Source organism: Paraburkholderia piptadeniae (genome assembly GCF_900007165.1).
GTDB lineage: Bacteria > Pseudomonadota > Gammaproteobacteria > Burkholderiales > Burkholderiaceae > Paraburkholderia > Paraburkholderia piptadeniae.
The window spans coordinates 68,041-93,876 of sequence record NZ_CYGY02000052.1; the positions used below are offsets into that span (position 1 = coordinate 68,041).

The 25,836-nt window shown below is 63.0% G+C and carries 22 protein-coding genes; 17 read left to right on the forward strand and 5 right to left on the reverse strand.

Features of this window, described 5'->3' with window-relative positions; genetic code table 11:
• The first annotated feature begins 134 nt into the window (after positions 1-134).
• Complete coding sequence (locus tag BN2476_RS26835) at positions 135-479, forward strand: hypothetical protein (RefSeq protein WP_087737246.1); 345 nt, start codon at positions 135-137, stop codon at positions 477-479.
• A 601-nt stretch (positions 480-1,080) separates the two neighbouring features.
• Here the strand turns inward: BN2476_RS26835 and BN2476_RS26845 are convergent.
• Positions 1,081-2,433, reverse strand: a complete 1,353-nt coding sequence (locus BN2476_RS26845) for an MFS transporter (protein WP_087737247.1) — start codon at positions 2,431-2,433, stop codon at positions 1,081-1,083.
• A 482-nt stretch (positions 2,434-2,915) separates the two neighbouring features.
• Here BN2476_RS26845 and BN2476_RS26850 point away from each other — a divergent pair, with 482 nt between their 5' ends.
• The 8 genes from BN2476_RS26850 (at position 2,916) to BN2476_RS26890 (ending at position 13,580) form a co-directional block, all read left to right on the forward strand.
• Positions 2,916-4,700, forward strand: coding sequence for an IlvD/Edd family dehydratase (locus tag BN2476_RS26850; RefSeq protein ID WP_087737248.1), 1,785 nt, complete (start codon positions 2,916-2,918; stop codon positions 4,698-4,700).
• A gap of 93 nt (positions 4,701-4,793) precedes the next feature.
• Positions 4,794-5,975 carry a fumarylacetoacetate hydrolase family protein gene (locus BN2476_RS26855; RefSeq protein ID WP_087737249.1) on the forward strand — a complete coding sequence of 394 codons (1,182 nt, stop codon included), beginning with the start codon at positions 4,794-4,796 and terminating at the stop codon, positions 5,973-5,975.
• A gap of 48 nt (positions 5,976-6,023) precedes the next feature.
• Positions 6,024-7,466 carry an aldehyde dehydrogenase family protein gene (locus tag BN2476_RS26860; protein WP_087737250.1) on the forward strand — a complete coding sequence of 481 codons (1,443 nt, stop codon included), beginning with the start codon at positions 6,024-6,026 and terminating at the stop codon, positions 7,464-7,466.
• 713 nt (positions 7,467-8,179) lie between these two features.
• On the forward strand, positions 8,180-9,463 hold the full coding sequence (locus tag BN2476_RS26870; RefSeq protein ID WP_235850979.1) for an ATP-binding protein: 1,284 nt from the start codon (positions 8,180-8,182) through the stop codon (positions 9,461-9,463).
• A gap of 99 nt (positions 9,464-9,562) precedes the next feature.
• Positions 9,563-10,423 carry a MurR/RpiR family transcriptional regulator gene (locus BN2476_RS26875; protein ID WP_087737252.1) on the forward strand — a complete coding sequence of 287 codons (861 nt, stop codon included), beginning with the start codon at positions 9,563-9,565 and terminating at the stop codon, positions 10,421-10,423.
• A gap of 150 nt (positions 10,424-10,573) precedes the next feature.
• Positions 10,574-11,659, forward strand: coding sequence for a C45 family autoproteolytic acyltransferase/hydrolase (locus BN2476_RS26880; RefSeq protein ID WP_087737253.1), 1,086 nt, complete (start codon positions 10,574-10,576; stop codon positions 11,657-11,659).
• Positions 11,656-12,993, forward strand: coding sequence for an aspartate aminotransferase family protein (locus BN2476_RS26885; protein WP_087737254.1), 1,338 nt, complete (start codon positions 11,656-11,658; stop codon positions 12,991-12,993). The genes BN2476_RS26880 and BN2476_RS26885 overlap by 4 nt, the downstream gene beginning before the upstream one ends.
• A gap of 32 nt (positions 12,994-13,025) precedes the next feature.
• Positions 13,026-13,580, forward strand: coding sequence for a carboxymuconolactone decarboxylase family protein (locus tag BN2476_RS26890; protein ID WP_087737255.1), 555 nt, complete (start codon positions 13,026-13,028; stop codon positions 13,578-13,580).
• 152 nt (positions 13,581-13,732) lie between these two features.
• Here the strand turns inward: BN2476_RS26890 and BN2476_RS26895 are convergent, their stop codons facing one another.
• Positions 13,733-14,026 carry a DUF4148 domain-containing protein gene (locus tag BN2476_RS26895; RefSeq protein WP_087737256.1) on the reverse strand — a complete coding sequence of 98 codons (294 nt, stop codon included), beginning with the start codon at positions 14,024-14,026 and terminating at the stop codon, positions 13,733-13,735.
• 350 nt (positions 14,027-14,376) lie between these two features.
• Here BN2476_RS26895 and BN2476_RS26900 point away from each other — a divergent pair, with 350 nt between their 5' ends.
• The 5 genes from BN2476_RS26900 to BN2476_RS26920 all read left to right on the forward strand — a co-directional run bounded on the left by BN2476_RS26900 (position 14,377) and on the right by BN2476_RS26920 (position 18,908).
• Positions 14,377-14,802: an OsmC family protein gene (locus BN2476_RS26900; protein WP_087737290.1), complete on the forward strand. Its 426-nt coding sequence runs from the start codon at positions 14,377-14,379 to the stop codon at positions 14,800-14,802.
• Between the two features lie 142 nt (positions 14,803-14,944).
• Positions 14,945-15,790, forward strand: coding sequence for an isocitrate lyase/PEP mutase family protein (locus BN2476_RS26905; RefSeq protein WP_087737257.1), 846 nt, complete (start codon positions 14,945-14,947; stop codon positions 15,788-15,790).
• 80 nt (positions 15,791-15,870) lie between these two features.
• On the forward strand, positions 15,871-16,515 hold the full coding sequence (locus BN2476_RS26910; RefSeq protein ID WP_087737291.1) for a TetR/AcrR family transcriptional regulator: 645 nt from the start codon (positions 15,871-15,873) through the stop codon (positions 16,513-16,515).
• Positions 16,516-16,562: 47 nt separating this feature from the next.
• Complete coding sequence (locus BN2476_RS26915) at positions 16,563-18,044, forward strand: MFS transporter (RefSeq protein ID WP_235850980.1); 1,482 nt, start codon at positions 16,563-16,565, stop codon at positions 18,042-18,044.
• A 585-nt stretch (positions 18,045-18,629) separates the two neighbouring features.
• Positions 18,630-18,908, forward strand: a complete 279-nt coding sequence (locus BN2476_RS26920) for a YodC family protein (RefSeq protein WP_087737258.1) — start codon at positions 18,630-18,632, stop codon at positions 18,906-18,908.
• A gap of 107 nt (positions 18,909-19,015) precedes the next feature.
• Here the strand turns inward: BN2476_RS26920 and BN2476_RS26925 are convergent, their stop codons facing one another.
• The 3 genes from BN2476_RS26925 to BN2476_RS26935 form a co-directional block, all read right to left on the reverse strand.
• Complete coding sequence (locus BN2476_RS26925) at positions 19,016-19,648, reverse strand: LysE family translocator (RefSeq protein WP_087737259.1); 633 nt, start codon at positions 19,646-19,648, stop codon at positions 19,016-19,018.
• A gap of 334 nt (positions 19,649-19,982) precedes the next feature.
• Positions 19,983-21,137, reverse strand: a complete 1,155-nt coding sequence (locus tag BN2476_RS26930) for an epoxide hydrolase family protein (RefSeq protein ID WP_087737293.1) — start codon at positions 21,135-21,137, stop codon at positions 19,983-19,985.
• Between the two features lie 46 nt (positions 21,138-21,183).
• A complete protein-coding gene (locus tag BN2476_RS26935) occupies positions 21,184-21,492 on the reverse strand; it encodes a superinfection immunity protein (protein WP_087737260.1) in 309 nt (102 codons plus the stop codon).
• A 205-nt stretch (positions 21,493-21,697) separates the two neighbouring features.
• Here BN2476_RS26935 and BN2476_RS26940 point away from each other — a divergent pair, with 205 nt between their 5' ends.
• The 3 genes from BN2476_RS26940 to BN2476_RS26950 all read left to right on the forward strand — a co-directional run bounded on the left by BN2476_RS26940 (position 21,698) and on the right by BN2476_RS26950 (position 25,829).
• A complete protein-coding gene (locus BN2476_RS26940; protein ID WP_087737261.1) occupies positions 21,698-23,158 on the forward strand; it encodes a M20 family metallopeptidase in 1,461 nt (486 codons plus the stop codon).
• Positions 23,159-23,296: 138 nt separating this feature from the next.
• On the forward strand, positions 23,297-24,412 hold the full coding sequence (locus BN2476_RS26945; protein ID WP_087737262.1) for a malate/lactate/ureidoglycolate dehydrogenase: 1,116 nt from the start codon (positions 23,297-23,299) through the stop codon (positions 24,410-24,412).
• Between the two features lie 538 nt (positions 24,413-24,950).
• A complete protein-coding gene (locus BN2476_RS26950) occupies positions 24,951-25,829 on the forward strand; it encodes a crotonase/enoyl-CoA hydratase family protein (protein WP_087737263.1) in 879 nt (292 codons plus the stop codon).
• The last annotated feature ends 7 nt before the right edge of the window (positions 25,830-25,836 follow it).

Consider the following 25,836-nt stretch of genomic DNA (forward strand, 5'->3'; position numbering starts at 1 on the left):
AGACTTTTGGCTTGCGCACGCCGAGCCGGTGTGCGAGAAACGCCTGCGCTGGCTCTCTTGTTCGCCATGCGCACGGGTTGATTTCGGTGCAACGGTACGCACGTAGTGAAGACAGGAATAGAGGTCCACAACCCATGCTGAAACCCGAATTCAACGACGCCGACAGTGCGCGTCCGGAACTACTTTGCTTCCTTGTCGCGATTGCGGCGGCTTCGCACGCCCTTACACAGGAATGGCGTGTCGATCATGTCGTCGAATGCTGCCGTCGCTGGCTGAGGAAAAACGACGTGAAGATGCACTGGCTCGATCGGGTCAAGATCGGGCAACTCGCGCTGAAAATCGCGAGCGAGGACCTGCTGGACGCAGGTATCGCCGTGCGTCTTTCCAGCGTGAACGCGCTCTTTACGAGCGAAATGGAATTGAACGAGGCGAGCACGATGGTGCAGCGAATGATGTCGCTGTGCCAGGAAGCGCTTTGATCGACCAGCGTCGATACGGATTTTCAAACACAGCATTGCAATCCCGCTAGCTGATCGCAAGACGTCCACCGTTCATACTGCACACCTTTGCAGCGCCGCATAGGGCGAGCGCGACGGGAGCCTGGTGTAGAGGTTGTTGTGAGCGATATCGGAGTGAATGAGGCGCGACCGCGGCGCGCCAGTCTGACAAGACGCGGGCTGACCATTGCGGCAACGAGGCTGGTCAAATGGGCGGCCCTGTTCGCCATCGCACCACTGATGATGCAGGCCTGCTCCAGTGCGAGTCCCATAACGGAAGCGGCCAACCCGGGACGATATTCCCTTCACGCGACGGCCGCGGGCGGCAGCGTCGCATGGGCGAGATCGCACAAGGCGGTCATGCAAAGCGCGAGCGACTTCTGTCAACAGCGCGGGCAGATGCTCAGCGTCGTTTCCGAGTCTTCGAAGGGTGTGCGGCCACTCGAAGAACATGAGACGGAACTCACGTTCGAATGTCACTCGCGGTTTTGATTTCCACTCGCCAGATCCAGGCTGCCAGCCTATATAAAAGGGTGCGATAGGGAACGTCCTGCTAGCGGGTAAGGCAGCAGTGACGAAGTAGCTATCCGAGCTCCGCCGGTTCGCTGTTCAGCATGCTCTTCGGAATCGACAGAATCAGCACGCAACTGACGAGAAGGCAGGCGCCGAGCGCATACGTGCCGTTGTTGATGTTGCCCGTCAGGTCTTTCGCCACGCTGGTAATCATCGAGCCGGTAAAGCCTGAGAGATTTCCGACGGAGTTGATGAGCGCTATGCCCGCCGCTGCAGCCGTGCCCGAGAGAATCTGCCCGGGGAAGGTCCAGTAAATCGGCATCAGGCCAAGGATGGCGCAGGTCGCGATCGTCAGGAACAGAATCGACAGCGGCACGTTGTTCGCAAAGAGCGCGCTGAGAATCAGGCCGACGCCGCCGATGCATGCGGGAATCGCAGCGTGCATCCGACGCTCGCCCGTCTTGCGCGAGTGCGCCGCGTTCCAGATCATCACCACCACCGCGCTGAGGTACGGAATGGCTGTCAGCAAGCCGATGTTAAAGGTGCTTTTCACGCCCGACGCCTTGATGATCGACGGCAGCCAGAATGCGAGGCCATAGAAGCCGGTGTTGAACGTCAACAGGATGAAGGTCAGCAGCCATACGCGCGGGCTCTTGAGCGCCGCTGCAACGCTATGCGTCTTCTTTGTGCTTTCCTGTTCGATATTTCTTTGCAGCAGGGCCTTTTCGGAAGCCGTCAGCCAATTCGCCGATTGAATGCCGTCGCCCATCCGGAACAGCACGACGAATGCGACGAGGATCGAAGGAATACCTTCCAGCAAAAGCATCCATTGCCAGCCGCCCAAGCCGAGCAGGCCGTGTGTGTTTTCCATCAGCCATCCGGAAACGATGCCGCCCAGCGTCAGGCTCACGGGAATGGCAATCAGGAACCCCGACATCGCGACGCTTTGTCGACGGGCCGGGAACCAGTAGTTCATGTAGAGAATGATGCCCGGGAAGAAGCCAGCCTCGCAGACACCCAGCAGGAAGCGGAGGATGTAGAACATCGTCGAGGTTTCGACGTGGAAGAAGTTGGCTAGCGGCGAGATGAAGGCGAGGGACGACGAGACGATACCCCATGTCACCATGATGCGGGCGATCCAGAAACGCGCTCCGTAGCGGTGAAGAAGCAGGTTGCTCGGCATCTCGAAGAAGAAGTATCCCCAGAAGAAGATACTTGCACCGACGGCATAGACGCCATCGCTCAGGCCGAGTGAGTCGAGCATCTGCAACTTCGCAAAGCCGACGTTGACCCGATCCAGGTAGGCGACGACGTAACACAGAAGCAGCAGCGGCAAGATGCGCTTCAGCACCTTGCGATAAAGCAGTTCTTCAGTCTCATTGACAGCGACGGATGAAGCCGCGGCCTGAGTGATGGTGGGCATAGCGTTGTCTCCTTTTGCATATGTCGTGCGTGGTCTCGTTCGAAGCGAAAGACCGCTCAGCGTACTTCGTCGTGGTTTGCAAGCGCGTCCAATAGCGCCTCGAATGATAGTTACCGGTAACATCGCGGTGCGCAATCGTCGATGCGCAAAAATGTTATCGGTAACGAAGTTAGCACGAGGAGGCATCGCAGGGCAAGCCAGGGGAATCTACCTGGATAGTGGATGGCGTCGGCGTGGGTTGCGATCGTGACGGCCGTCGCACGCGGCATCAGACGACCATTTCTCATGAAAACGCGTAAGCTTGGCGAGGTGCGCAGACCCCGCACAGCGTGATAACATCGATAATGTTACCGATAACAAATTGCTGAATCGGGCGAGACAAGGAGACAGCCGCAGGCACCCGACGGGCGCCGACGCTGCCCATATCACCGGCGATCGTGAAGGGCACATCGCCAGCACATGGAACAACGGAGTACAACGCAATGACCCAGCCCAACACACGGCGCCTGCGCAGCCAGGAGTGGTTCGACGATCCGGCCCATGCCGACATGACCGCGCTCTATGTCGAGCGTTTCATGAACTATGGCCTCACGCGCGAGGAATTGCAGTCGGGCCGTCCCATCATCGGCATTGCGCAGACGGGCAGCGACCTCGCGCCCTGCAACCGGCACCACATCGAACTCGCCGCGCGGACCAAGGCGGGCATTCGCGACGCGGGCGGCATTCCGATGGAATTCCCCGTGCATCCACTCGCCGAGCAGAGCCGCCGGCCCACGGCCGCGCTCGATCGCAATCTTGCGTATCTGGGTCTTGTGGAAATCCTGCATGGATTCCCGCTCGACGGCGTCGTGCTGACGACGGGTTGCGACAAGACAACTCCGGCTTGCCTGATGGCCGCCGCGACCGTCGACATGCCCGCGATCGTATTGTCAGGCGGTCCGATGCTCGACGGCTGGCACCAGGGCAAGCGCGTCGGCTCGGGCACGGTGATCTGGCATGCGCGCAATCTGCTTGCAGCGGGTGAGATCGATTACGAAGGCTTCATGGAGCTCACGACGGCATCGTCGCCTTCCATCGGCCACTGCAATACGATGGGCACGGCGTTGTCGATGAACAGTCTCGCGGAAGCGCTCGGCATGTCGCTGCCCGGCTGCGCGAGCATTCCTGCCGCCTATCGCGAGCGAGGCCAGATGGCGTATGCGACGGGCAAGCGCATCGTCGATCTCGTGCGTGAAGACGTGCGGCCGTCGCAAGTCATGACGAAAGAAGCCTTCGAGAACGCGATCGTCGTCGCGTCGGCGCTGGGTGCGTCCACCAACTGTCCGCCGCACCTGATTGCAATCGCGCGCCACATGGGCGTTGAACTGAGCCTCGACGACTGGCAGCGCGTCGGCGAGCAGGTGCCGCTCATCGTCAACTGCATGCCGGCCGGCGAGTATCTGGGCGAGAGCTTCCATCGCGCGGGCGGCGTGCCTGCCGTGCTGCGCGAACTCGACCGCGCGGGGCTCGTGCGTCGCGACTGCCTGACGGTGTCGGGCCGCACCATCGGCGCGATCGCCGACAGCACGCCCGAGCCGGACCGCGAAGTCATCAAGACGACGGACGAGCCGCTCAAGCACGGAGCGGGATTCATGGTGCTGTCGGGTAACTTCTTCGATAGCGCGATCATGAAGATGTCGGTGGTCGGCGATGCGTTCAGGCAGACCTATTTGAACGAGCCCGGCGCGGAGAATACGTTCGATGCGCGCGCCATCGTGTTCGATGGCCCCGAGGACTATCACGCGCGCATCAACGACCCGTCGCTGCAGATCGACCAGCATTGCATCCTCGTGATTCGCGGTGCGGGCACGGTCGGCTATCCGGGCAGCGCGGAGGTCGTCAACATGGCGCCGCCCGCCGAACTGGTGCGCAAGGGCATCACGTCGCTGCCGACGATGGGCGACGGCCGGCAGAGCGGAACGTCGGCGAGCCCGTCGATCCTCAACATGTCGCCTGAGGCGGCCGTGGGCGGCGGGCTTGCGCTTCTGCAAACGGGCGACCGCATTCGCGTCGATCTGAATGCGCGCAGCGTCGACGTGCTGGTCGACGAAGAAGAGCTTGCGCGGCGCCGCAAGAGCGCGAGCTTCGAAGTTCCGCAGGCGCAGACTCCATGGCAGGAGTTGTACCGGCAGACTGTGGGGCAACTGTCCACGGGCGGCTGTCTCGAGCCCGCGACGCTCTATCTGAAGGTCATCGCCGAGCGCGGCAACCCGCGCCACTCGCATTGAACGCGATCGGGCTGGGCCGATGCGTTCGCGCCCATGCCAGCCTTTTTTTGAATCAACGGCCCATATGAACCGAAACTGGAGACATTCCCCACCATGACCTCTTCATCCCCATCAGCGTATCTTCCCGACGACATTCAGCAGGCGCTGCTCGTCGGCCGCGTATGGCGCAAAGCGGGCGCGCACGAAGGACCTTCCGTCGTGCTCGTTCGCAACGGCGAAGTGCTCGATATCACGGCGAGCGTTCCGACTACCGCGGACCTGTTCGATCTCGAGGACATCGTTCAATTTGCGCGAACCGTGAAGGGCGAGCCGTTAGGTTCCGTCGACAAGCTGATCGAGGCCAATCTTCCGCACGGCAAGGAAGAGCCCGCACTGCGGTTGCTCGCACCCAATGACGTTCAGGCGATCAAGGCATGTGGCGTCACGTTTGCGGTGAGCCTCATCGAGCGCGTCATCGAGGAGCAGGCGGGCGGCGATCCGGCGAAGGCGCAAGACGTTCGCGAAACCATTGCCGCGACGATCGGCACGGATCTGTCGAAGATCAAGCCTGGCTCTGACGCGGCGATGAAGCTCAAGACCGAACTCGAACGGCGCGGCGCGTGGTCCCAGTACATGGAAGTGGGCATCGGTCCCGATGCTGAAGTGTTTTCGAAGTCGCAGCCGATGTCGGCCGTCGGCTTCGGCGCGGACATCGGATTGCTGCCCGCATCGAACTGGAACAACCCCGAGCCCGAGATCGTCCTCGCGGTCAACAGCCGTGGCGAGATCGTTGGCGCGACGCTCGGCAACGACGTCAATCTGCGCGACATCGAAGGCCGTTCGGCCTTGCTGCTCGGCAAGTGCAAGGACAACAACGCGTCGTGTGCGATCGGCCCGTTCGTGCGTCTGTTCGACGAATCGTTCGATCTCGACTCGGTGCGCAAGGCCAGCGTGTCGCTGCGTGTCGAGGGCACGGACGACGGCTTTCTTCTCGATGGCGTCAGCCATATGAGCGAGATCAGCCGTGATCCGGCCGATCTCGTCGCGCAGACATGCGGACGCCATCATCAGTATCCCGACGGCTTCATGCTGTTTCTCGGCACGATGTTCTCGCCGATCAAGGACCGCGACACGCCCGGCGGCGGCTTTACGCACCATCTCGGCGACAAGGTCGCGATCTCGACGCCGCAACTCGGCGCGCTGATCAACACCGTGCAGTTGAGCACGGAGATCGCGCCGTGGACCTTCGGCGTGCGCGCGCTGTATCGCAACCTGGCCTCGCGCGGATTGCTCTGAGCGATCGCGCGTGCCGACTATCGATAACGCTGAATCAGGAAAGACAATATGAACCAGTTCGACAACTACATCGACGGCGAGTGGGTGCGCGGCGCCACCACGTCTGCCAACCTCAACCCCTCCAATCTCGACGACGTCATCGGCGAATTCGCGCAGGCCGACGACGCGCAGACGCGCGACGCGATCGCGGCCGCACGCAGGGCCTTTGCGCGTTGGTCGCTGTCGACGCCGCAGCAACGCTTCGATCTGCTCGACCAGGCCGGCAGCGTCATCCTTGCGCGCAAGGCGGAGCTGGGTCGGCTGCTTGCACGTGAAGAAGGCAAGACGCTGCCCGAAGCAATCGGCGAAGTCGGCCGGGCAGGGCAGATCTTCAAGTTCTTTGCAGGCGAAGCGCTTCGTATCGGCGGTGAGTCGGTGCCTTCCGTGCGGCCCGGAATGACCGTCGAAATGACGCGTGAGCCGCTCGGCGTCATCGGCCTCATTACGCCCTGGAACTTCCCGATCGCCATTCCCGCATGGAAGATTGCGCCCGCGCTCGCGTATGGCAACACGGTCGTCATCAAGCCGGCGGACCTCGTGCCGGCGAGCACGTGGGAACTGGTGAAGATCATCGCCGAAGCGGGCGCGCCCGCAGGCGTCATCAACCTCGTGATGGGCCGCGGCTCGGTGGTCGGCGAAGCGATCGTCAACTCGCCGGACGTCGATGCCGTCAGCTTCACCGGCTCTGTCGCGACGGGCCGCGCGATCGGCGCGAAGTGCTTTGCGACGGGCAAGAAGTTTCAGCTCGAGATGGGCGGCAAGAACCCGATGGTCATCGTCGATGACGCCGACCTCGACGTTGCCGTCGAGGCTTGCATCAACGGCGCGTTCTTCTCGACGGGGCAACGGTGCACGGCATCGAGCCGGCTCATCGTCACGGAAGGCATTCACGACCGCTTCGTCGACGCACTGAAGGCGCGCATGAAGGCGCTGAAAGTCGGCGACGCGCTGGCTGACGGAACACATATCGGGCCGGTCGTCGACGACAGGCAACTCCAGCAGGATGAGCGCTATATCGCGGTTGCGCGCGAAGAGGGTGGAGAGGTATTCGGCGGCGAGCGTGTCGAAGCGTCCACGCGCGGCTATTTTCTCGCTCCCGCACTGGTGACGAATACGACGGCCGCGATGCGCATCAACCGCGAAGAGGTGTTCGGCCCTGTCGCTACCGTCATCAAGGTCAAGGACTATCACGAGGCGCTCGCTGTGGCGAACGACACGGAGTTCGGCTTGTCGGCGGGCATCTGCACGACTTCGCTGAGTCTTGCAAGCCACTTCCGTCGACACGTCCAGGCAGGCATGGTCATGGTGAATACGGCGACGGCTGGCGTCGACTATCACGCGCCGTTCGGCGGCCGCAAAGGGTCGAGCTATGGTCCTCGCGAGCAGGGCAGCTATGCGCGCGAGTTCTATACGACCGTCAAGACTTCGTACATCAATCCGGGCGCGGTCTGACGCAACGGCCGGAGACGGCAGGTCCCAAGCCGGTCAAGGGGAGCGCTACCTGGCGCTCCCCTTCTTCTTGCTACCGGAACCATTTCTTCGTTCCATTGCATGCCGATGCCGATGTCGTGTTGTTCCTGACCGGCGGCATCGAAAGTGGGCGAGCCGTATCAAGCGTGACTCGTTGACACTGAGGTTTGCGAATCGCAGCCCAGGTGCACCATTGCTCCCAAAAGTGCTTCGCATGTTTTTGGTCGCCTATGCATTGAGCCCTCACCGATTTGATACCCGACTTAATCCTTGTACTCGGGTGCATCGACGATGCGTTACTCTTGCCGGGTCTGATCTGCCTGACAATAAGGCTGCTGCCAAAGAAAGTGGTGGACGAGAGCCGGGCACGAGCCGACGCGGGCGGTGCTCATCGTCGCTGTGTGATTCGCGATAGCCTATGCCGCGTGGGCTTACTGAAAGGCTGACCTGGGCCGAGGCCGTAGTGCTTTGCGATATCCGTCCACTGACGGCGTCGTTTCAGGGCGGCGTTGCGGCTTCGCTGACGCAACAGCGCGCTTTCGCTTTCATTGCTGCTTCGCCCCATTGAGCAGCCGCTACACGCCATTCTGAAGAAGTGAGGCCCTTACGATTATTCGCACAATACGAGGTGTCGAATGGATGGTCGACCGGTACGTTCTCCGCAGTCCATGACGTCGCGACTCACATGGTGGATCGTGTCCGTCATCGTGGCGCTAAGCGTTATCGCGGGTGCCGCATCTTTTTCCGCCGCCTATCACGAGGCAAACAAACTGCAGGACGGTCATCTTCGGGAAATCGGCGCGCTGATCGACGCGGGGAAACTTGTCCTCGCAGCGCCCACAGTCGCGTGGCAAGGCAGTCAGGATTCGGACGTGAGGCTCGTCATCTCGCGCCTGGATCGATCGTCAGCGAGCACAGACGCGCTCATTACTATTCCGGAAACGCTTCCAGACGGGCTGCACAACCTTGATGGCGACGACAGGAGTTGGCGCGTCAATGTGCGCACATTACATACTGGCGAGCGAATTGCCGTCGCCGAAGTTTCGGTGGTACGCGACGAAATTGCACGGGACGGCGCAATGAGAACATTGTTTCCGATGCTCGCCCTGACGCCTATATTGGTCGCACTCGTCGTCTTTCTCGTACGTGCGATGTTGTTGCCTGTACGTCGCCTTGCCAACGTTGTTGACCAGCAGGACGATGCGACGCTCGATGCGCTGTCCGAGCAGGACATCCCGAACGAGCTGCTTTCATTCGTCACCTCGATCAACCGGCTGATTGGCCGGCTCAAGGATGCGATGTCCCAGCAGCGCCGGTTTATTGCAGATGCCGCTCACGAACTGCGCTCGCCGCTGGCCGCGCTCTCTTTGCAAGCAGAGCATCTCGGTGCCGCCGACAATGCGCTAGTGGCGCGCGAGCGACTCGTTTCGTTTCATGCAGCGATACGGCGCACGGCGCGACTGGTCGAGCAACTACTCACGCTAGCCCGTTCCCAGCATGGTTCGTCGATGGAACCGTCGGCGGTTTGCCTTCGGCAACTGGCGAATGAAGCAATAGTCAATGCCGTCGATATGGCACAGTGCAAGCAGGTCGATCTCGGGCTAGACAAGGTTGACGACGTCGAGGTGATTGCCGATACGGCCGCGCTCTCCGTCGTATTGCGCAATCTTGTCGATAACGCGGTCCGGTACACGCCGGAGGGCGGCAGGGTCGATGTGTCGGTCACACAGAACGGCGAGCATCTGCTGATGGAAGTGAAGGATTCCGGACCCGGCATCCCGGAGGACCAGCTATCGCGAGTGCTGGAGCCGTTTTATCGCATCCCTGGCACTGCCGCTGCAGGCAGTGGCCTCGGTCTTTCGATCGTGTCGGAAATCGCGCGGCGTAGCGGTGGCGGACTTGTGCTCGAGAACATGGATAGAGGGCTGCGTGCCTGCTACCGGCATCCACTCGCAGCCGGGAAGAGCACTACTCCTTAAGCGACCGTTGAGAATCCATTGCCAGCAGTAGTCGAATGTGCGGATCGCTCTCATACCGGGTGGTAACATTTGTTGTCATCCCATCGCCCGGTACACCGTATGCCCGACAACTTCGATCAGCTCGCCGCCCTGATTCGGGGACGCTTTCAGGAACTCAGTCCGCAGTTCCAGATGGGGGCGGCGTTTCTGCTCGATCATCCCGATGAGGTCGCCGTTTCGTCGATGCGCAAGGTCGCCGAGCGCGCGCAGGTGCAACCCGCGTCGCTCGTGCGGCTGTCGCAGCAACTGGGTTTTCCGGGCTGGAACGAGTTGCGCGACCTGTTCGTCGCACGGGTGCGCACGCGCCCCGAGCCGCTGACCACGCGCGCCCGCTCGCTCGTCAAGGGCCACGCGAAAGACGCGCTCGCGCACGATCTGCTTGTCGCGCATCAGCACAATCTCGAAGTGACGGCGGCGCACAATGCGCGCGTCACCGTCGAAGCCGCGAAGCTGTTGCGGCGCGCATCGCACGTGCATGTCGCCGGCTTCCGTTCGTGTTATCCCGTCGCGTTCGGCCTTGTCTACGGATACCGTCTCTTTCGCTCGTCGGTGTCGCTGCTGACGGGCGAAGCGGGCACGCTCGAAATGCAGCTGCGCGGCATCGAGCGCGATAGTGCAACCGTCGTCGTGAGCTTCGCGCCGTATTCCGTCGAAGCAGCGCGCGTCGCCGAGGCTGCGCTCGAAAAGGGCAGCAAGCTGATCGCGATCACCGACAGCGCCGTGTCGCCCATCGCGCTGAACGCCGACAAGGTGCTGATTTTTTCACACGAAAGCCCGTCGTTTTTTCCCTCCCTCGTGGCGGCGACGGCGATTGCCGAATCGCTGGTCGCGCATCTGCTCGCGCTGGAAGGCACGGACGCCGTCCAGCAGCTCGAACTCGCCGAACAGTCGCTGCACGCGAAGGGCGCCTACGTACCCTGATGTACCCTGATAGCCGCGCAACGGCGCGTTCCGTGGCGCGAACCGCGTGCGTGCGGTCGCGCACGGCGGCGGTTTACACCCTCATTGACAACATATGTTGCCGTGACGTATAAATGCGCATCGCGTGTTGATTGACATTCGAGGTGTCGTGTGTCGAAGCAGGGATGGGAATTGCATCGGATAGCCGGCGAGCCGGCTGAAATCGGCCGTCAGCTCGGCGAGCTGGCCCGGCCTGTGTTCGATGCATACATGCAGCAGAGCGCGGCCTGGCGCAGCGTGCGCGAGTGGCGCGGCCACGCGTTCGTGCGGCACCTGCGCGATATGGCGCTCGCGCGCTTTCCCGACCAGGTGGCGGAACTCGACGGCATCGCGGCCGGCCTCGGCAGGTCGGCGGAAGATATTTTCCTGTGGAATTGCCGCGGCGAGCTGGCTCACAACACGGCCGACGGCTGCACGACGTTCGCCGCTGTCGGCGATGAAACGCTGATCGCGCACAACGAAGACGGCGATCCGTTCCTGCACGGCAAAGGCCTGATCGTCGACGTCCAGCCGACAGGCAAGCCCGGCTTCATCAGCTTCTATTACCCCGGTTCGCTGCCCGGACACACGTTTGCCGCGAATCGCGCCGGGCTCGTGCAGGCGATCAACAACCTGCGCATCCGTCAGCCGTTGATGGGCGTGCCGCGCATGATTCTGTCGCGCGCAGTGCTCGACGCGTCGACGCTCGACGCGGCCGCGCATCTGCTGCAAGACACGCCGCGCGCCAGCGGCTTTCATCACACGCTCGGCGCGGCGGGCGACAGTCGCGTGATGAGCGTCGAGGCGACGGCGATGCGCTGCTCGGTCGTGCCCGTCGCGCGCGTGTCGGGGCACGCGAATCACATGATCCATGACGGCTGCGATCGCGAGGCGCAGATCGTCACCGATTCGTCGCGCGATCGTCAGGCGCGCGTCGCGGCGCTGCTCGAAGAGCGGGGCGCGGCCATCGACGGCGACGCGCTCGTGCAAATGCTGCACGACAAGGCGCCCGTCGGCCTGCCGATCTACCGCGAAGATCCGAACGATCCCGACGACGAAAACACGCTCGCGACGGCGCTGTTCCGCATCCGTGACGACGGTGTCGCGCTGCGGGTGCACGCGCAGGGCACCGTCGTTTTCGACACCTTTATTGAACGTACCCGCACGCACGGCGGCCTGAGCGCCGCCGTTCTCCCTACCTCCAAGGAAAGCGCATGACTACTGTATTCCACCGCATGCCGAAGCAGACGTTGCCCGTCGCCGTGAAAGGCGAGGGCATCGAAATCATCGATTCGACGGGCAAGCGTTACATCGACGCATCGGGCGGCGCGGCCGTTTCGTGCCTGGGCCACAGCAACCAGCGCGTGATCGACGCGATCAAGCGTCAGGCGCAGGCACTGCCGTACGCGCACACGTCGTTCTTCACGACTCAGCCTGCCGAGGAACTCGCGAGCTATCTCGTCGACCGCGCGCCGCAAGGGCTCGGGCACGTGTATTTCGTGTCGGGCGGCTCGGAGGCGATCGAGGCCGCGCTGAAGCTCGCACGCCAGTACTTCGTCGAAACGGGCGAGCCGCAGCGCCGCCATATCATCGCGCGACGCCAGAGCTATCACGGCAACACGCTTGGTGCGCTTGCGATCGGCGGCAATGCGTGGCGCCGCGAGCCTTTCCTGCCGCTGCTGATCGACGCGCATCACGTGAGCCCGTGCTACGCGTATCGCGAGCAACGCGAGGACGAAACGGAAGAGCAGTTTGCGCAGCGTCTTGCCGACGAACTCGAGCAGAAGATTCTCGAACTCGGCTCGCAGACGGTCGCGGCGTTCGTCGCCGAAACGGTGGTCGGTGCGACGGCGGGCGCTGTGCCGCCCGTGCGCGAGTACTTCCGCAAGATTCGCGCGGTGTGCGACCGCTATGGCGTGCTGCTGATTCTCGATGAAATCATGTCGGGCATGGGCCGCACGGGCCATTTGTTCGCATGCGAAGAAGAGGGCGTGGCACCCGATCTGCTGACCATCGCGAAGGGGCTCGGCGCGGGTTATCAGCCGATCGGCGCGACGCTCGTGAGCGACAGGATATACAGCGCGATCACGGGCGGCTCGGGCTTCTTCCAGCACGGCCACACGTATATCGGCCACGCGACGGCCTGCGCCGCCGCGCTCGAAGTGCAGCGCGTGATCGCCGACGAGCATCTGCTCGACAACGTGAAAGCGCGCGGCGAACAGCTGCGTTCGCTGCTGCGCGCGCACTATGCGCAGCATCCGTATGTCGGCGATATTCGCGGCCGGGGTCTGTTCGTCGGCGTCGAGATGGTGAAAGACCGCGCGACGAAAACGCCATTCGATGCGAAACTGAAGCTGCACGCCGCGATCAAACGCGAGGCGTTCCAGCGCGGGCTGATGGTGTATCCGATGGGCGGCACCGTCGACGGCAAGATCGGCGATCATGTGCTGCTCGCGCCGCCGTTCATCTGCACGCAGCGCGATATCGAGCAGATCGTCGGCCGCCTGACGGATGCGATCGAAGGCGCGTTTGCCGCGACGGGCGCTGCCTGATACAACACGAACCCATTCTCGAAGAACTTGCGATGACCAACCGTCTGCCACCTTTCGACGCCAACCAGGCGTCGCCCGAACAGAAAGCCGTGCTCGACGAAATCCTGTCGGGCCCGCGCGGCAATCTGAACGGTCCGTTTCTCGGCTGGATTCATAGCCCCGAACTCGCGCAGCACGCGCAGCGCCTCGGCGCGTTCTGCCGCTACAAGACGGGCCTGTCACTGCGTCTGTCGGAACTGGCGATTCTCATCACGGCGTCGCGCTGGCAGGCGCAGGCCGAGTGGTTCATCCACTATCCGATCGCCATCGACGCAGGCGTGCGCGCCGAAGACGCCGAGGCGATCCGGCAAGGCCGCGTGCCGTCGTTCGCCGATGCCGACGACGCGCTCATCTATGCGTTCACGACGGAGCTGTACGACGCGAAGCGCGTGTCGGACGCAACGTATGCGAAGGCCGTCGAGCGCTTCGGTCACGAGGTGACGATCAATCTCGTCGGGCTGCTCGGCTATTACGCGCTGGTCGCGATGACGCTCAACGTATTCGGCATGCGCGCGCAAGGGCAGGACTCGCTGCCGTTTGCGGAATAAGCGTGACGCCTTGATCGTAACGGGCAGCAACGAACCGAATCGAACGTAGAAAGGCCCCGGCTGACGTTTCAGGTCAGCCGGGGCCTTCGTCCATCTGGCGGCGCATGAATCATCACGCGCCGCAGCGTCACGACGTTGCGCCTGTTTTGCGCTTAGTTGCCGCGGAACGTCGAGAAGATGCGCTGCTCAACGCTCGGACGCGAACCCGATTGCGACGAGCCAGCCGTCACGCCGCCGACTTCCGACGACTGCGACGACGCGCCGAATTGCGGCTTGGCCGTCGGGTACGACACGTCGTTCTGGTCGAGCGTGCCGTTTTGCTGCGCGGCGACCAGCTCGGCTTGAACCTGAGCGCGCGTCACAGGGCCATTGGCTTGCTGCGCGAACGAGACGGCGGGAACGATCAGTGCCGATGCGACGACGACTGCGGAAAGAAGCGATTTCATAATAACCTCCGAGAACATTGTTGATGGGTTCGGCTGGAATGCTGTGTTCCGAACCGTTGAACCCAGTGTATTTCCGCGGTGGTGATGAAAAAAGCGTCCGTTTGGATAAATATTCTTGCTTCGACTGAGATAATCCGCGCGCCGTTGCGCTTTCAAGGCGCACGAGTGCGCTTCACGGCAGCGCCACGGATATCCGCCTATGATGAAGCTTCGGTCGACGCCTAAAGCCCACGCTTTCGGCGTGGCGCGCATGACCGGTGCTGAGGCCGCGGGATTCGGGCGAGACCGTCGCGGCAGGCATCGTGGCTGGAGACGCGCTGCACGAAGCGGGCATGAGATGGGAGAGTCTGATGAAGCGCAAGGCATCAGCAGTCTGGCAGGGCGGTCTGCAGGACGGCAAGGGTTCGATCTCAACCGATAGCGGCGTCCTCAAGGACACGCAGTATTCGTTCTCGACGCGCTTCGAAAACGGCATCGGCACGAACCCCGAGGAGCTGATCGCGGCGGCACATGCGGGATGCTTTTCGATGGCGTTGTCGGCGGAACTCGGCAAGGCGAACATCAAACCCGAGCGCATCGCCACCACGGCGACGGTCACGCTCGACAAGGACGGCGGCGGCTTCGCGGTGACGGCCTCGCATCTCGATGTCGTCGTGAAGATTCCGGGCGGGGACAAGGCAGCGTTCGACAAGGCGGCCGCGGATGCCAAAGCGGGTTGCCCGATCTCGAAGGTATTGAACGCGACGATCACGATGGACGCGAAGCTCGAAACCTGAGCGTTCGCGGCGCGCAACAAAGCGTTCTTTTGCTTGAAAGAGGCTGCGCGCCGCATGCTTGCCAGCTTCGCGCGTGCGCGCCAGTCCTGCTTGCGCGAAGCGGCTCATCCGCGGTTTCACCTCAGCCCTCGACGGAGCGGCCATGACATCACAGGCAGACAAGGCGCGTGCATTTCGTGCGCTGCACGAGGCGAGCGATCCGTTCGTCATTCCCAATCCGTGGGACATCGGTTCCGCGCGTCTGCTCGAAGCGCTCGGCTTCAAGGCGCTCGCGACGACGAGCGCGGGCTACGCGTTTTCACGCGGCCTGCCGGATAACGCGGTAGGCCGCGAGCAGATGATCCGGCATCTCGCCGATCTCGCGCCGGCGACGAATCTGCCCGTCAGCGCGGACCTCGAAAACGGCTTCGGCGACGCGCCGGAAGACGCCGCCGAGACGATTCGCCAGGCGGCAGCGGCGGGCGTGGTAGGCGGCTCGATCGAAGACGCGACGGGGCGCGCCGGCGATCCCATTTACGCACACGGCCTCGCTGTGGAACGCGTACGCGCAGCCGTCGAGGCGGCGCGCGCTCTTCCGTTTCCATTCACGCTGACGGCGCGCGCGGAAAACTATCTCGTGGGCCGCCCCGATCTCGCGGACACGATACGCCGCCTGCAAGCGTTCCAGGAAGCGGGCGCCGACGTGCTCTACGCGCCCGGCCTCAAGACGCGCGAGGACATCGCCGCCGTGGTCAGTTCCGTCGACCGGCCCGTCAACGTGCTGATGGGCATGGCGGGCATGCCGTTTTCCGTCGAGGAGCTCGCGCAGATGGGCGTCAAGCGGATCAGCGTGGGCGGGGCGCTCGCGCGCGCGGCGCTGGGCGCGATGATGCGCGCGGCGAAGGAAATGCTCGAGCGCGGCACGTTCACGTACACCAGCGAAGCGGCGACGATGAAGGAAATTACCGATCTGTTCGCTTCCGTGCGCAAGCCCGATCAAGCCGACTAACAGAATTGAAAGGACTGAAGCCACGCCCGCTGCGTGGTTTTGCCTTGAATTCTTGAATGTCCGGTCATAAACTCGACTGCATGAGCGATAACACTGCATCCCGGCGCGCGTCCGGCGCCACCAGGGACGCGAAGCCCGACGTCGTCGGTGCGCGCGGCCGTCCACGCGAATTCGACACCGACACGGTGCTTGCCGAGGCGAGCAAGGTGTTCTGGCGCCGCGGCTTTCACGCGACGTCCGTCGACGATCTCTGCCACGCGACGGGCGTGCTGCGCGGCAGCCTGTACGGCGTATTCGGCGACAAGCACGGGATCATGATGGCGGCGCTCGACCATTACGCGGAAAAGGCCATTTCCGGTCTCGTCGAGCGTCTGAACGCGAATGTGCCGCCCGAAGCGGCCGTGCGCAACGCGCTGCTGCACCATGCGCGCATCTCGTCGACGCTCACGGGCTGCTTCATCACGAACAGCACGCTCGAATTGCAGCCCGAAGACGAGGCGCTGCACGCGAAAATCCGCGCGATCCAGCGGCGCGTCGTCACGCTGCTCGCGGCGGCCGTCATTCGCGGGCAGGCGGCGGGCGTGTTCAATGGCGATCTCGACGAAAAGGCGGTCGCCGATTTCCTGCTGTGCATCACGCAGGGCTTGCGCGTGCTGGGCAAATGCAAGCGCAAGGAAGACGAGCTGAAAGCAATCGTCGACATTGCGATGCGCGCGCTGACTTGAAATTTTTTTGCCGAATTTTTGAACGATCAGTCATGAATGAGACATGCATGAAGAGAGCCGGTGTGTGCCAGCACGCCGGAAAAGCCGCATCGCATGCCGATGCGCCAGTGCATCAGCGCTTCGAACGGCAGGGGCTCGCGCTGACTGTGCTCTTCGTCGGCGCGTTTCTCGCGCCGCTCGACTATTTCATCGTCAATCTCGCGCTGCCCGCGATCCACACGGGCCTGAACGCGACCGACGCGCAGTTGCAGCTGATCGTGTCCGCCTATGCATCGGCGTATGCGGTGCTGTTGATCACGGGCGGCCGTCTCGGCGATCTGTTCGGCCGGCGGCGCATGTTCATGACGGGGATGGCGGGCTTCGTCGTCGCGTCCGCGCTGTGCGGCTTTGCGCCCAACGGGCATGTGCTCGTGATCGCGCGCATCGTGCAGGGCATGGCCGCGTCCGTGATGGCGCCGCAGGTGCTGGCCACCGTGCGCGCTGTCGTGCCGCTTCATCAGCAAACGCGTGTGATGGGCTTCTACGGCTTTGTATTCGGGCTTGCGTCGATCGTCGGGCAACTGGGCGGCGGGGTGCTGATTACCTATCAGCCGTTCGGCCTCGACTGGCGCGCGATCTTTCTGATCAATATTCCCGTCGGCCTGTTGGCGTTCGTCGGCGCGTGGAAGTTCGTGCCGGAGAATCAGCCCGAAACGCGCGACAGCGTCGACCTGAAGGGCGTGGCGTTGCTGTCGCTGGTGCTGATCCTGCTGATCTATCCGATGACGCATGGCCGCGAAGCCGGCTGGCCGTGGTGGACCTTCGCGATGTTCGCGCTCGCCGTGCCCGCGCTTGCCGCGTTCGTCGCCATCGAGCGGCAGGTCGAGCGCAAGGGCGGCAGCCCGCTGGTCGATCTGCAACTGTTCCGCAATCCCGCGTTCTCGACGGGTCTGGTGATCGCGTTCCTGTTCTATTGCAACAGCGCGTTCTTTCTCACGTATGGCATCTATCTGCAGACGGGCTTGCACTGGACGCCGCTGCAATCCGGTATCGCGATCATGCCGTTCGCGCTCGGTTTCGTCGCCGGACCGCTGACGTCGCCTGCCGTCGTGCGGCGCATCGGCGCGCATGTGCTGACGCTCGGCTTCGCGATGATGGCCCTCGGCTTTTCGCTGACCGGCTGGGCCTCGACGCACGCGGCGCTCGGCACGCTGTTCTACGGCGGGCTCGTGTTCGCGGGAGTCGGCCAGGGGCTCGTGCTGCCGTCGATCATGCGCATCGTGCTCGGCGAAGTCGAACCGGCGAAGGCGGGACTCGCATCGGGTGTCGTCACGTCGACGCTTCAGATAGGCTCTGCGTTCGGCACGGCTGCCATCAGTGGCGCGTTCTTCGGCGCGCTGTCCGCGCAGGCGTCGGCGGCAGGCTATGCGTATGCGTTCCAGCGCAGCCTCGCGATCAACGCGGTGTTGATGGTGGTCTGCATCGTCCTGAGCGTGACGCTCGTCCGGCATCAGCAAGTTGCTCATCGGCGCGCGATAAAGGTCGTTTAAAGACTGCTGTAAGCCGTTTTAGCGGCGCATAAAATTCCGCTTAGGGAAAATCCCGAGCCGCCGGATATTCGCGCATATTTGCATTGGCGCCGAACAAAAGCGCGTTGATATATCAACTGATATCGTTTTCGGCGCGTACAGTCATACCATTTCAATTCATTACATGGCGCATCGCAACCGATTTTCTTGTTCAACGGTGATGCGATTATTCATTGGTGGCGTCGATTTTCTCCGCCGCCAATCTTTTAAATTCGCGTTAACGCTGAGAATGTCATCGTTATGACAGGCGTGGTCGGGCGTATTTACGCATACCTGGTACGATCGGTCTAAACTGCCTGCCGCAATGTGCTGCGTAACAGCATGAGGCCTTCTGCCGCAGTCGATTCGGACGCTAAACAACAATGAACGAACGTTCGGGATATAAGTCGATTTATTGCCGGTTGAATGAAAACGCTTCCAAGAAAAAATACTTGCTGCCGAAATATTCAATTGTTAATCTTCGTCCACACTTATTAATTCGTTGGACTGCGGTGCGTTTATGGCAGTGAATTTTCAGCCAGCCTAATTCTTATATCGGGGACATCCATGCTGACTGCTACTTACGGCGCATTTGATACGACGCAAACAGTGCAATTCAATGTCGGTGACGTGGTGACGCTCAAAACGGGCGGCTCGCGCATGACCGTGACCTATATCGGCCAGGTCGCAGGGGAAGCGGGGGAACGGCTCGTCTGCCAATGGTTCGACGATCAGGGCGAACTGCGTCAGGAAACCTTCGCGCAGGATAACGTGCGGCGCCAGCCGCGCTCGATTCCCGCGGGATCGGTGCTTCAGCACAAGTTCATCAGCGTCGTGATGCGCTGAAAACAAAGGCGCGCTCGAGCGGCGCGCCTTTGCATTCGGTCTCTATTGCGTGCCGGGCCTTCGCGCCCGGCACGTTTCGTTAACGCCATTTGATTGGCGCCATTCGATTAGCGCCGCGCTTGCGTCGCCATTCTCACGGCGAGGCCCGCGAGCACCGTGCCCATCAGCCAGCGCTGAATGACGAGCCATGTCGGCTTGCGCGTGAGAAACCCGGCAATCGATCCCGCCGTGATCGCGACGGTCGAATTCACTGAAATGCTCAACACGATCTGAATGGCGCCGAATATCAGCGACTGTCCGAGCACACTGCCTTGTTGCGGATCGATGAACTGCGGCAGCAGCGACAGATACAGCACCGCGATCTTCGGGTTCAGCAGATTCGTGATGAAGCCCATCGTGAAGAGCTTGCGCGGGCTGTCGGCGGGCAGGTCGCGCACCTGGAAAGGCGAGCGGCCGCCCGGCTTGACGGTCTGCCATGCGAGATACAGCAGATACAGCGCGCCGCCGAAACGCAGCGCGTCGTACGCGAACGGCACCGCGAGCAGCAGCGCCGTGATGCCGAATGCAGCGCAGAACATATAGAACACGAAGCCGAGCGCGACGCCGCCGAGCGAAATCAGACCGGCTGTGCGGCCCTGGCTGATCGAGCGCGAGACCAGATAGATCATGTTGGGCCCCGGCGTGAGCGCCATGCCGAGCGCGACGACGGCGAATGCAAGCAGATGCGTGGTTTGAGGCATTGCGTAGGCTCCGTGTGTGGAAAGAGCAGGAAAGAGCGATCGGCGGATCGTGACAAGAGGCCCGGGCCGTGGTGGAACGCGAGCGTGCTCGTGGTTCGCGTTCCCCGGTGGTGGCCCACCTCGATCGAGCGCCAGTTGCGCGAACGCATCATTGTTCCGCGCGGGGCAAGCGCATGCCAGAGACAGAATCGGCGCGGGTTGTCGATACACTTGAGCGCGTGAGCGCGTCAGTTGCAGCAGCGTGCGGGTGATGCGCTCGCGCTGACGCACCGGGTGCCACGCGAGCGCGAAACGTGAACCGCGCCCAGGCGCAGTCGACCACGGTCAACCGGGGTCAACCACGCAGCGGCCGGAAGAAGCGCCGGATTTCTTCAGCGAGCAGCGCGGGCTGTTCCATTGCGGCGAAATGCCCGCCGCGCGGCATGTCGGCGAACTGCGTGACGTTGAACACGCGCTCGATCCACGAACGCGGCGGCTGGCTGATCTCTTTGGGAAAGCGCGCAAAGCCGAGCGGCGGCGTCACGCGCTGGCCGGGCTCGAAACGCAAGGGCCGCGCGCGCGTCTCCGCATAGAGCCGTACCGACGAGCCGATGGTCTGCGTGTGCCAGTACAGCGAGAGGTCGGTCAGCAACTGATCCTTCGAAAACGCGCGCTCGACATCGCCTTCGCAATCGCTCCACGCGCGGAATTTCTCGACGATCCATGCAGCGAGTCCCGCAGGCGAATCGTTCAGTGAGAACGCGAGCGTCTGCGGTTTCGTGCCGTGCATGTGCGCATACGCGCCTTCCGCATCGGCCCATGCGGCTTTGGCCGCGAGAAAGTCCTGTTCTTCCTGCGTGACGGGCGGATCGCTTGCGTGCACGCCGGGAGCGTACGAACTCGGCAGGAAATTGAGGTGAATGCCGTCGACGTGCTGCGCATGGTTCGCGGCCAACGCCATCGATACGGCCGCGCCCAGATCGCCGCCTTGCGCGCCGAAGCGCTCGTAGCCGAGGCCGCGCATCAGTTCGGCCCACAGGTCCGCGATCGCGAATACCGACATGCCGGGCTTCGACGGACGCTCGGAAAAACCATAGCCAGGCATCGACGGCACGACGACATCGAATGCGTCGGCCGGGTCCGCGCCCACCGATGCGGGATCGCACAAATGCGGCAGCAGCTCGATGAACTCGACGAACGAACCGGGCCATCCATGCGTGATGACGAGCGGATAGGGCTTCGGACCGATGCCGCGCCGATGCAGAAAATGCACGCCGAGGCCGTCGACGCGCGCAATGAACTGCGGCTCAAGGTTGAGTTGCGCTTCCGTCGCGCGCCAGTCGTATGTGTTCGCCCAGTAGTCGACGAGTTCGCGCAGATAGCGCGGATCGGTGCCGAGCGCCCACGGCGGCGTGTCGAACGGATCGGGCCAGCGCGTTTGCGCGAGGCGCGCATTGAGCGCCGCAAGCTCTGCATCGGGAATCGCAATCTGGAACGGCGTGAGCTGCATCGGCATGACTCGCTTTTGTGCAAGGGGTTCAAGGTCGAAGCAAGCGTCACTTCGTCGAACGATCGCGCGACTCGCGCATCTGCACACGCTCGCCGAGCATCTTCGTGAAGGTCCGCATGCTGATGACTCGCCGCGAGCGCACCACTTCGCCTTCCAGATTGACAGGCGGATTCGGCTGAAATGCCCAGTAGAGCGCGATCAGCCAGCCAAACACGGTCCAGCCCATGCACGCATTGAACAGCGCAATGGTCAGCAGGTCATGGCGCTTGCGGCGATCGGCGACGATGGACGGCAGGAAGTACAGACCCAGCGCGATCACGGTCGCGACGCCTTGAACCACGATGTTGTAGCTCATCGAGGGCCTCCCAGGCGCGTCGTAGTTATGCGTGCATTGTCGCGCGAATGCGCAACATGCGCACGCGGCGTGGAAAGCCCGTTGCAAGCGTGTGCCAGGCAGCCCATCCGGCGCTGCGCCGAAGCGGCGTCACGGATCGGATGAATTCGGCGATGCGCGCGCCAGGGGCTTATCATGTGCGTTTCGACTGACCCGGATTGCCATCATGATCTCCGACGAAACCCAACAGGCTCACAAGCTGAATCACGACACGCTGCGCGAATTCGTCGATCGCAAATGGAACGATGAGATCGTGCCGGCGCTGACCGACTACATCGCCGTGCCGGCGAAGAGCCCGGCGTTCGATCCCGACTGGCAGAAGCACGGCTACATCGAGCGCGTGATCACGGAGGCCGCGAAGTGGGCCGAGCAGCAGCCCGTGCGCGGACTGAAGCTGGAGATCGTCCGCTTGCCGGGCCGCACGCCTGTGATCTTCTTCGAATCGCCCGCCACGCGTTCGGGCAGCACGGAAACGATCGTGCTTTACGGCCACCTCGACAAGCAGCCTGAATTCGACGGCTGGCGCAAGGACCTCGGTCCGTGGACGCCGAAGCTCGAAGACGGCAAGCTCTACGGCCGCGGCGGCGCCGACGACGGTTACGCGATCTACGCGAGCCTCACGGCATTGGCGGCGCTCGACGCGCAAGGCATCGAGCGGCCGCGTTGCGTCGGCCTGATCGAAACGTGCGAAGAGTCGGGCAGCTATGACCTGCTGCCGTATGTCGACGCATTGCGCGAGCGGCTCGGCAAGGTCGGACTCGTCGTGTGCCTGGACTCGGGCGCGGGCAACTACGATCAGCTGTGGCTCACCACGTCGCTGCGCGGACTCGTCTCCGGCGACCTCGAAGTGCAGGTGCTCGACGAAGGCATTCACTCGGGCAGCTACGGCGGCATCGCATCGTCGAGCTTCCGCATCATGCGCCAACTGTTCGAGCGGCTCGAAGAAGCGGCGGACGGCACGCTGCTGCCGAAGGGCTTCCATTGCACGATTCCGGGCGACCGTCTGAGCGAAGTCGAAGCGACCGCGAAGATTCTCGGCGACGACGTGTGGAAGAAGTTGCCGTGGTCGTGCGGCCAGGACGGCGGCCCCGTGCTGCCGACGACAACCGATCCGAAAGAGGCGCTGCTCAATTCGACGTGGCGTCCGTCGCTGTCGGTGACGGGCGCGGCGGGGCTGCCTTCGCTCGCCGATGCGGGCAACGTGCTGCGTCCGCGCACGGCGTTCAAGCTGTCGCTGCGCCTGCCGCCCCTCGTCGAAGCGGACAAGGCCGTGCAGCAGCTGAAGTCGCTGCTGGAGTTCGATCCGCCGTACAACGCGAAGGTCACGTTCAAGCCGGACGCGGGCGCCGCGACGGGCTGGAACGCGCCGGAGCTTGCGCCGTGGCTGGCCACCGCGCTGAACGACGCATCGCGCCAGCATTACGGCGCGGACGTCGCGTTCATCGGGCAGGGCGGCACGATCCCGCTGATGAACGTGCTGAAGGCGGGCTTTCCGACCTCGCAGTTCATGGTGTGCGGCGTGCTCGGACCGAAGTCGAACGCGCATGGGCCGAACGAGTTCCTGCATGTGCCGTACGGCAAGAAGCTGACGGCGGCCGTGGCGGAAGTGATCGCCGCCGCGCCTTGACGTTGTCCTTGAACTCGTCCTTGTAATCGTCCTTCAAGTTGTTCTCCGAACGTTCGCATCCAGGACGTTCTCGCGCGGGAGGGACCGGCCGGTTCCTCCCGTTGTCCGCCCGCCTCCTTTGAACGAGCCCATCATCGAATGAACGACACGCGCACGGCCCAGACGTCCGCTCCCCGTATTCCGGCCGATCAACTGCACGCCTATGTGCGCGCGATCTGGGAGCACGCGGGCAGCGCGCCGCGCGAAGCCCAGCTCGTCGCCGATCATCTCGTCGCGGCCAATCTGACGGGACACGATTCGCATGGCGTCGGCATGATTCCGCGCTATGTCGATTCGTTGCGCGATCGCGAGCTGAAGCTGAATGGTCACGCGAGTGTCGTCAAGGATGTCGGCGCCGTGCTGACGATCGACGGCGGCAAGGCCTTCGGCCAGGTCGTCGCGCATGAAGCGATGGAACTCGGCATCGAGCGCGCGAACAAGCTCGGTGTGTGCGCCGTCGCGCTGCGCAACGCGCATCACATCGGACGCATCGGGCATTGGGCCGAGCAATGCGCGAAGGCGGGTTTCGTGTCGTTTCACTTTGTCAACGTGGCGGGCGATCCGCTCGTCGCGCCGTTCGGCGGCGCGGACCGCCGCATCGGCACCAATCCGTTTTGCGCGGCGTTTCCGCGCGCAGGCAAGGCGCCGCTCGTGCTCGACTTCGCCACCAGCGCCGTCGCTTATGGCAAGACGCGCGTCGCGTACAACCAGGGCAAGGAGGTGCCGCCCGGTTCGCTGATCGACCACGCAGGCAAGCCGACCGTCGATCCCGCCGTGATGATGCAGGCGCCGTTCGGCGCGCTGATGCCCGTCGGCGGGCAGGCGGGCGGCCACAAGGGCTTCGGGCTCGCGGCGATGTGCGAGATCTTCGGCGGCGCGCTGTCGGGCGGCTACACGACGCACGACGACACGCTGCAACAGACCAACGCGATCATCAACTGCATGTTGTCGGTGATCGTCGATCCCAACGCATTCGATGCGCCGAACGCCGAAGCGGAGGCCGATGCGTTCGTCGAGTGGGTGAAGGCATCGCCGCTTGCCGCGGGCGTCGAGCGTATCTACGCGCCGGGCGAGCCGGAGCGCGCGACGCGTGCGGAGCGCGAGGCCAACGGCATTCCCGTCGATCCCGAAACGTGGCGGCAGATCCGCGATGCGGCGCTTGCGGCAGGTTTATCCCACGAACAGGCCGATGGCTGGTCGGTGCGTCTGCGATAACGCGAGAACAACCAACGCTCGTGATTGCGCAACCTTCGCGTGACGACGACATACGGTTGATACAAACACGGCACGCATAACGTTGCATCGGCATCGGCATCGGCATGTGCGCTTCACGCGCCTGATTTACAGGCAATGCGCGGGCGCCGGTCGCGCCGCGTGAAAACGCCATTCATCGCGCATTCGAAATTCGCAATGCCGCTTTTTCGCCCGCGTTGCCTCGATTTAACAAATGCGCGCAATACGGGTGATTACCGATAGCCTCATCCGCGGGGCAAAAACGCCCGAGATTTAAAGCAAATATTCTAATGGCGACTTTGCGCCCTTTTAAAGGACGCGAAAGCTCGCTGGCCTGGAGCCTTGCTTCGATTCGCAATCGTTTGCGCAAGCGGCGCCAGTCAAGAAGCCCGCCCAGCGGGCATCGCGATACTTATGACGAACTGCTCCCTTCTGTTCGTTAGGCCTCCCCCAACGTATTCCGGTCTGTTTTAGGCTCGCATTGCTTCACCCAGTGTTTAACCTTAAAGGACCGTTCAAAATGAATCTGCAAAACCATCACGCCTGCCGTCCATTCCTCGAAGCGGGCAATTTGTCGCAAATCGCCGCTTATTACGAAGAAGAGCGCAATGTCATGTGGATGATATTGCGCGCGCAGCCGCGTCCATGCTTCAACCTCGAACTCGTCCACGACATTCTCGAACTGGCACAGGCCGCGCGCGATTCGCGCTTGCCAATCGATTTCTGGGTCACGGGCTCGGCCGTTCCGTCGATGTTCAACGTCGGCGGCGACCTCAATTTCTTCGCCGACGCGATCCGCGCGGGCCACCGGCAGGAACTGATGGCGTACGCGCGCGCCTGCGTCGATTGCGTGCACGCGGCGGCGCGCGGGTTCGACACAGGGGCGATCTCGATTGCGATGATCGAGGGCTCGGCGCTGGGCGGCGGCTTCGAAGCCGCGCTCGCGCATCACTTCGTGCTCGCGCAAAACGATGCGCGCATGGGCTTTCCCGAAATCGCGTTCAACCTGTTCCCCGGCATGGGCGGCTATTCGCTCGTCGCGCGCAAGGCGGGCATGCGTCTCGCGGAGGAACTGATCGGCGGCGGCGAATCGCATACGGCCGAGTGGCATGCGAGCCGCGGTCTCGTCGATCAGATCTTCGAGCCGGGCGAGGCGTACGTGGCGACGCGTACCTTCATCGATACGCTGCGGCCCAAGCTCAACGGCATCCGCGCGATGGTGCGGGCACGTCAGCGCGTATTGCAGCTTTCGCGCGCCGAGCTGATGGAGATCACGGAGGACTGGGTGCAGGCCGCGTTCACGATCGAAGAGAAAGACCTTGCGTTCATGGAGCGGCTCGTGATGCTGCAGAATCGCCGCACGGGGAATCTGCGCCAGGCGGCTATGAACGCCGCGTGAACGCGAT